Annotated in this window: 6 protein-coding genes and 1 pseudogene; all 7 read right to left on the reverse strand. The window is 67.5% G+C overall.

The genetic code is table 11. The features are described 5' to 3' along the window. Positions 1-531, reverse strand: a pseudogene (locus tag RMO12_RS12070) (type II secretion system F family protein); the annotation flags it as partial. Between the two features lie 11 nt (positions 532-542). Then, positions 543-1,517: a type II secretion system F family protein gene (locus tag RMO12_RS12075; RefSeq protein WP_309639487.1), complete on the reverse strand. Its 975-nt coding sequence runs from the start codon at positions 1,515-1,517 to the stop codon at positions 543-545. A 4-nt stretch (positions 1,518-1,521) separates the two neighbouring features. Continuing rightward, positions 1,522-2,883, reverse strand: a complete 1,362-nt coding sequence (locus tag RMO12_RS12080) for a CpaF family protein (protein WP_405029671.1) — start codon at positions 2,881-2,883, stop codon at positions 1,522-1,524. A gap of 19 nt (positions 2,884-2,902) precedes the next feature. Beyond that, complete coding sequence (locus RMO12_RS12085; protein WP_309639488.1) at positions 2,903-4,066, reverse strand: AAA family ATPase; 1,164 nt, start codon at positions 4,064-4,066, stop codon at positions 2,903-2,905. Between the two features lie 37 nt (positions 4,067-4,103). Beyond that, positions 4,104-4,541 carry a pilus assembly protein gene (locus tag RMO12_RS12090; RefSeq protein WP_309639489.1) on the reverse strand — a complete coding sequence of 146 codons (438 nt, stop codon included), beginning with the start codon at positions 4,539-4,541 and terminating at the stop codon, positions 4,104-4,106. Beyond that, complete coding sequence (locus RMO12_RS12095; protein ID WP_309625589.1) at positions 4,538-5,032, reverse strand: TadE/TadG family type IV pilus assembly protein; 495 nt, start codon at positions 5,030-5,032, stop codon at positions 4,538-4,540. Before RMO12_RS12095 ends, RMO12_RS12090 begins: the two co-directional genes overlap by 4 nt. A 9-nt stretch (positions 5,033-5,041) precedes the next feature. Continuing rightward, positions 5,042-6,214 (reverse strand): Tad domain-containing protein (locus RMO12_RS12100; RefSeq protein WP_309639490.1); only part of this gene is annotated, 1,173 nt, incomplete at its 5' end.

The raw sequence follows: 6,214 nt of genomic DNA on the forward strand, positions 1-6,214 counted from the left end.
CAGCCCGGCTTCCATGCACACCGTTATGAGGTCGAGCGCGTCGGGGAAAGTTTCGAAGATTTCGCGCTTGCGCAGGAACACCATGCGCGACAGCACCACATTGGGCAGGTAGTAGCCGACAGACGCAGCCAGCAGCAGCCACATCAGCAGGTTGGTGCCCTTGACCGAAGAGCCCAGCAGGGTGAGGCCGGCAAAGGTGACCATCGGCAGGCCAACCGCGAGGATCGTCTTCACGCCGAAATAGGCCGCTGGCGCCGCAGCATTGCGGATGCCCGCATTGACGAAACGCCGCCGCAGCGCCGACGCCTCGAAGCCTTCTCCCGGCGCCGACAGCTTGGCCAGCGGCCGCGTCGCACGCGCCAGCCGGTCGACCCAGCGCTCAGTGGGTGAGTCGAACACCGCAGCGTCACCCAGCAGGCGCTTCATGCGGCCGGCCGCGGCATTGCCGCCCACCAGTTGCACCACGAAGTACACCAGCGCAAAGCTGCCGATGAACACCAGCGCCAGAAAGCCAATCTGAAACAGCGACATGTCCGACTCCTCTACACGCGGATGCGGATAATTTTGCGCATCCACAACACGCCGAGCACCATCATCAACAGCGCACCGCCCACCATGCGCAGCCCGACCGGATCGGTCCACAGCACGGTCATGAACTCCGGGTTGAGGATATTGATGAGCGCTGCAACGCAAAACGGCAGCAGACCCAGGATCCAGGCCGAAAGCTTGCCCTCGGCCGACAAGGTGCGCACCTCGCCCAGCAGCTTGAGCCGCGCCCGCACGATGCTGGCAATGTTGTCCAGCAACTCCGCCAGGTTACCGCCCGACTCGCGCTGGATCATCACGGCGATGGTGAAGTAGCGCATGTCTTCCACTGGCACGCGGTCGGCCAGGCGAACGAGCGCCTCGTTTTGCGGCACACCGAAGTTGGTCTCGTCGAACATGGTGCGGAATTCGCGCGCAATCGGCTCGGGCATCTCGTCGCCGACCATCTTCACCGCCGTTGAAAAGGCGTGGCCGGCGCGCAGCGCGCGGCCCATCAGGTCGAGCGCCTCGGGAATCTGCCGCTCGAACAGCTCGATGCGCTTGGTGCGCTTGTGCGCAAGCCAGAACCACGGCAGCGACGCCAGGATGCCGCCCAGCAGCAGCGAGAACATCCACGGCTTGGCCAGCATGTAGGGCAGCAGGGCACCTGCTGCGCCGAGCACGGCGCTGTAGAGCAGCATCTCGGCCACGCCGCGGCCGGTGCCGGAAGTCTCCACGTAGCGCAGCAACTCGGGCCCCTGCGGCAGGCCGGCCACCACGCTGTCGTCGAGCCAGTTCCAGCGTCGGCGCACGGCTTGCCGCTCGATGGACAGCGGCGTCTCGTCGGCGGCGCCCTCCAGACCACGCAGTCGCGACGCCACGCGCTTGGCCTCGGCGCTGCTCTTGGAGGCCCAGATCTGGTAGGCGCCTTCGATGCTCAGCACCACAGCGACGAACATCAGCACCGCAAACAAGACATAGCTCGTGTCCATGTTTTCACTCCATGCGGCGCGCGGGGTCGAACAATGATTCGGGCAAGCTTAGGCCGCGCGACTTCAGCCGTTCCATGAAGCGCGGCCGCACCCCGGTGGCCTGGAAGTAGCCCTTCACCGCGCCTTCGGCGTCCACGCCGGTCTGGCGGTAGGTGAAGATTTCCTGCATGGTGATCACGTCGCCTTCCATGCCGGTGGTCTCGGCAATGCTGACGATCTTGCGGCACCCGTCGGTCAGACGGCTCACCTGGATCACCACGCCGATGGCCGCGGCGATCTGCCCGCGCGCCACCTTCGGCGGCAGGTTCATGCCCGACATCGCCAGCATGTTCTCGAGCCGGCCCAGCGCGTCGCGCACGGTGTTGGCGTGGATCGTGGTCATGGAGCCTTCGTGGCCGGTGTTCATGGCCTGCAGCATGTCGATTGCCTCCGCTCCGCGCGTCTCGCCGAGGATGATGCGGTCGGGCCGCATGCGCAGTGCATTGCGCACCAGCGAGCGCTGCGTGACCTCGCCACGGCCTTCGATGTTGGGCGGGCGGGTTTCCAGGCGCACCACATGCGGCTGGCGCAGCTGCAGCTCGGCGGCGTCTTCGATCGTCACCACCCGCTCGCCCGGGTCGATAAAGCCCGACATGATGTTGAGCAGCGTGGTCTTGCCGCTGCCGGTGCCGCCCGAGATCAGCATGTTGACCTCGGCCGTGGCCAGCGCCTGCAACACCTGCGCCATCTCGGGCGTGAAGGTCTTGAACTCGATCAGGTCGGCCACCGTGAGCGGCACCACCGCAAAGCGCCGGATCGACATCACCGGCCCGTCCAGCGCCAACGGCGGAATGATCACGTTGACGCGCGAGCCGTCGGGCAGGCGCGCGTCGGCCATCGGGCTCGACTCGTCGACCCGGCGCCCCACGCGCGAGACGATCTTGTCGATGATCTTCATCAGATGGTCGTCGTCGGCGAAGCTCACGTCGGTCAGGGTGAGCTGGCCGCGCCGCTCCACATAGACCTGCTGCGCACCATTGACCAGGATGTCGGAGATGGTCGGGTCGGCCAGCAGCGGCTCGAGTGGCCCCAGGCCCAGCATCTCATGCTGAATGTCGCGCACCAGGTTGCGCCGCTCGGCGGCGTTGACCACCACGTTCTCTTCGATCAGCAGCCGCTCGACCAGCGCGCTCAGCTCGGCACGCAGCCGCTCCGGCGACATGCCCTCCATCGCCTCGAGGTCCAGGCGGCCGAGCAGCAGCTGATGCACGCGCGACTTCATCTGCTGGTAGGCGTGCGAGGCCTGGGCCGGCGTGTCGCCGCCGCGCGGCTCCATGCGGGGTGCCTCGGGCTCGGGCTGGGTGGCGAGTTGTTCGCGCAGTCTCATGGTGTGTCCCCCTGCTAGTTCATGTGCTGGCGCCGAACAGGCTCGACAGCCAACCGTCCTTCTTGCCGGCTTGCACCGGCGCGACCCAAGTCGCCAGCGCATTGAGCGCGCGCGCCACCGGGCTGTTGTGCGAAAGCTTGTCGATCGGCACGCCCTGGTTGACCGAGGCGCTCACTGCGCTGAAGTGGTTGGGAATGGTCCGCACCGTTTGGTTGCCGAGCGTCTGTTGCAGCGACTCCAGCGTGATGTCGCCGCTTTTCTGGTAGCGGTTGACCAGCCAACAGATTTTTTGCGACGGGTATTCGAGCGAGCGAAACAGCGCGCGCAGGCGCTTGGCGTCGCGCGCCTGCGGCAGGCTCAGTTGCAGCACCGGGAAGATGCGCGTGGCCTGGTCGAGCGCCTGCAGGCTGAGCGCGTCGATCGAGCGGCCGACGTCGAGTACGACAAAGTCGAACATCTGCCGCGCCTGCTTGATGATCGCCTCGATGTGCGCGGCCTTCACCTCGAGTGCCTGCGACAGCTCGGCCGGCGCGGGCAGCACGGAGAGCGTATCGCTCACCTGCACCATCGCCGAGCGCAGCAACTCGGCGTCGAGCCGGCCGATGTTGCGCGCCACCTCGGCCACGTCGCTGGCGGCCTTTTGATCGCTGAGCATGAGCAAGGCGTCGCCGAACTGCAGGTCCAGGTCGAGCAGCGCCACCGTGCGCTCGCCGCGGGTGGAGAGCATGTGCGCCAGGTTGGCGGCCAGGAAACTCGCGCCGCTGCCGCCCTTGCAGGCCATGAAGGCCAGCACCTCGCCTTGCTGGGCAGCGGGCGCCGGCTGGCGCTTGCGTGCGTAGCGCTGAACTGCGGCTTGCAGCGCCGCGTCGCTCACCGGCGGCGGCAGCACCTCGCGCACGCCAGCCTGCATGGCCTTCATGAGGAAGGCGGGCGACTGCTCGGCCGAAATGACGATCAGCTCGATCTGGGGGTTGGCGTGCGTCAGCCGCTCGATGGCGTCCAGGCCGGCAGCATCCACCGCGTCGAGCACCACCAGGCCGGGCCGGCTGCCGTTGACGGCGACGAGCAGAGACTGGGGCGAGCCGGCGGCGGCCCGCACGTCCAGCCCGCTGCCGCTGCCGCGCACGACCTGCGCCACCTGCTCGGCGCGGTCGAGGTTCGGGGAGATGACTTTGATTTTCATGGGGGTCCTGCGCGCTGCGCCTCGGGTGTGTCGTCGGTCAATTGCACACGGAATTGCCGGCGCTTTGCATGAATTCCTTGGGCAGCGTCGTCTGGAAAGGCGGAATCGCAATCGACAGCGGCACGAAGGGAATGATCGGCACGTGCGTATAGCCGGCCAAGGTGACGCGCACCGACTGGCAGGTCTGCTCGTCGCAGCCGCCCGGCAGGTAGTTGATCGTCACGTTGCCGTCCTGCAGCGCCGGCAGCATCGCCCGCATGCGGGTCTTGATGGAAGCGTCGGCGATGCTGCACACCACCGCCAGCCGCGCGCCCAGGCGCGTGGCTTCGCCCGCGGCATTCCAGGTCCACAGCAGGCGCGCCATTTCCATGGCGCCCAGCAGGAGCGCGAAGAACACCAGCACGGTGACGATCGCGAACTCGACGGCGGCAGCGCCTCTCTGGCGCCGCGTGAAGGCAGGGGCGGTCTTGTTCACTCCGACCTCATCGTGGTGCTGATGTTGTTGAAGTTCAGCGTCGCGGGCGCCACGTAGGTGACGATCGACGTGTAGGTGTAGCCCGAGATGCGCACCGTGACGAGGTCGGCCACGCCCCCGCCGGGAATGGGCACGTTGGCGTGCTGCTCGCCGGGGCAGCCACTCGAGTCCGCCGCGTCGCAGACCACCACGTCCGCGGGCACGAGGCCGGGCGCGAGCGGTGTGGCCGTCGGAGCGAGGCTGCCGTAGACCGCGAGGTTGATGGCCTCGGCCCTGCGACCCACGCTCGGCGAGGTCATGTGCCGGGCGGCGTCACGGGTGGCCTTGTCGAGCGCGTTGTAGGTGAAGATGGCACGCCCGTATTCGGTCACGCCGAAGGTGAGGATGAGCAGCGGCACGATGGTGAAGCCAAGCTCGACCGCGGCAACACCGCGCACCCGACGGCCGGCGCGCGGCAGGTGTTTGATCGGCTGGCAGCGGCGGCTGTTCATGGCACGCTCCTACTGCACCAGCCCGGGGACGAAGGGCCCGGTGCTGGTGGGGCCGCCGGGGATGCCCGAGCTGGCACAAGGCCCGCCGGGGGCGTTGGACAGGCCGATGTACTCCATGTAGATGGTCAGGCTGTTGTCGTTGTCCATCGGGTGCAGCATGAGCACGCAGGCGTAATCGAGGATCGGCACGGTCTGGCCGGCGCGCAGGGCCGGACAGTTCAAGATCGGTGCGGAGACGATGCGACGCTTGGTCCCGCGCGTGGCCAAGGCGGGGGGCTGCAACACCGTGTTGTTGTTTAGGACCTGCAGTCCCGTGATGGTGTTGCCGTTCTGCGCGCCTGGGGTGCCGTACGGCGCATTGGCCGGCCTGCGAATGTCGAGGAAATTGGCCAAGGCGTTGGTCTGCGAAGGCCAGTTCAGCGGCCGGTACGCGTAGCCCGCACGGTCCGGCTTGGGGGCGTTGACATCGTTGGGGTTGTAGTTCGGTGAGTAGACGCCGAAGCGGGTGTTCCACGCCCTTCTTAAGCTTTGGATCGCCCCGGGTTGCCCGACGTTCGTGCCCACGTTCGAGAGGCACACGCCGCCCCCTTCGAGAATGCCAGAAGCTTCGCTCGCCCCACCGCCGGGCGGGGTGAAGTCCACCCAGTTGAAGCTGCCGGTGAGCTGGTCGCCGTTGGCGAACCCGCCGCTGTACCACTGGCCGGCAACGAGCCCGTAGGTCGGAGCACTGCCGTTCGCACAGAGGCCCAGCGGAATGGCGTTGCAGGCCTGCTGCGACGGCACCAGGCTGGCGGTCGCGCCCGAGCGCACGGTCGCGTCGCCAAAGCCGAGCACCTGCATGAACCACGGCCTGATGCCGGTTTCCTGGATCGTGCAGCGCACGTATTTCGAGGCCCCGGTGGCGGCGCCTGCGCCGACCCAGGCACCGCCGCTGAGTGCGGTACCGAACTCGACGGTCACGTCGCCACCCGCGGTGGCGTTGATGCCCGCGGCCTGGAAGCCGACCTTGTTGCGCCCTGCGACCAATCGCCCGGCGGACTCGGCGATGGGAAAGTTGGCCCGCGGAATGTTCGGCGCGCCGGTCAGCTCGAACGAGGCCGCCAGCGCGCAGCCATCGGCCGCGTTCTGCAACTCGGTCTTGTTCACGTAAAGCCGCCCGCCATCGAGCGCCAAGCCGGCAAA

Origin of the sequence: Methylibium sp., from assembly GCF_031393925.1 — a bacterium.
Taxonomy (GTDB): domain Bacteria; phylum Pseudomonadota; class Gammaproteobacteria; order Burkholderiales; family Burkholderiaceae_C; genus Methylibium.

Coding starts and splice junctions, on each gene's coding strand:
- RMO12_RS12075 (WP_309639487.1), bottom strand. CDS start 1,517: ATGGACACGAGCTATGTCTTGTTTGCGGTGCTGATGTTCGTCGCTGTG.
- RMO12_RS12080 (WP_405029671.1), bottom strand. CDS start 2,883: ATGAGACTGCGCGAACAACTCGCCACCCAGCCCGAGCCCGAGGCACCC.
- RMO12_RS12085 (WP_309639488.1), bottom strand. CDS start 4,066: ATGAAAATCAAAGTCATCTCCCCGAACCTCGACCGCGCCGAGCAGGTG.
- RMO12_RS12095 (WP_309625589.1), bottom strand. CDS start 5,032: ATGAACAGCCGCCGCTGCCAGCCGATCAAACACCTGCCGCGCGCCGGC.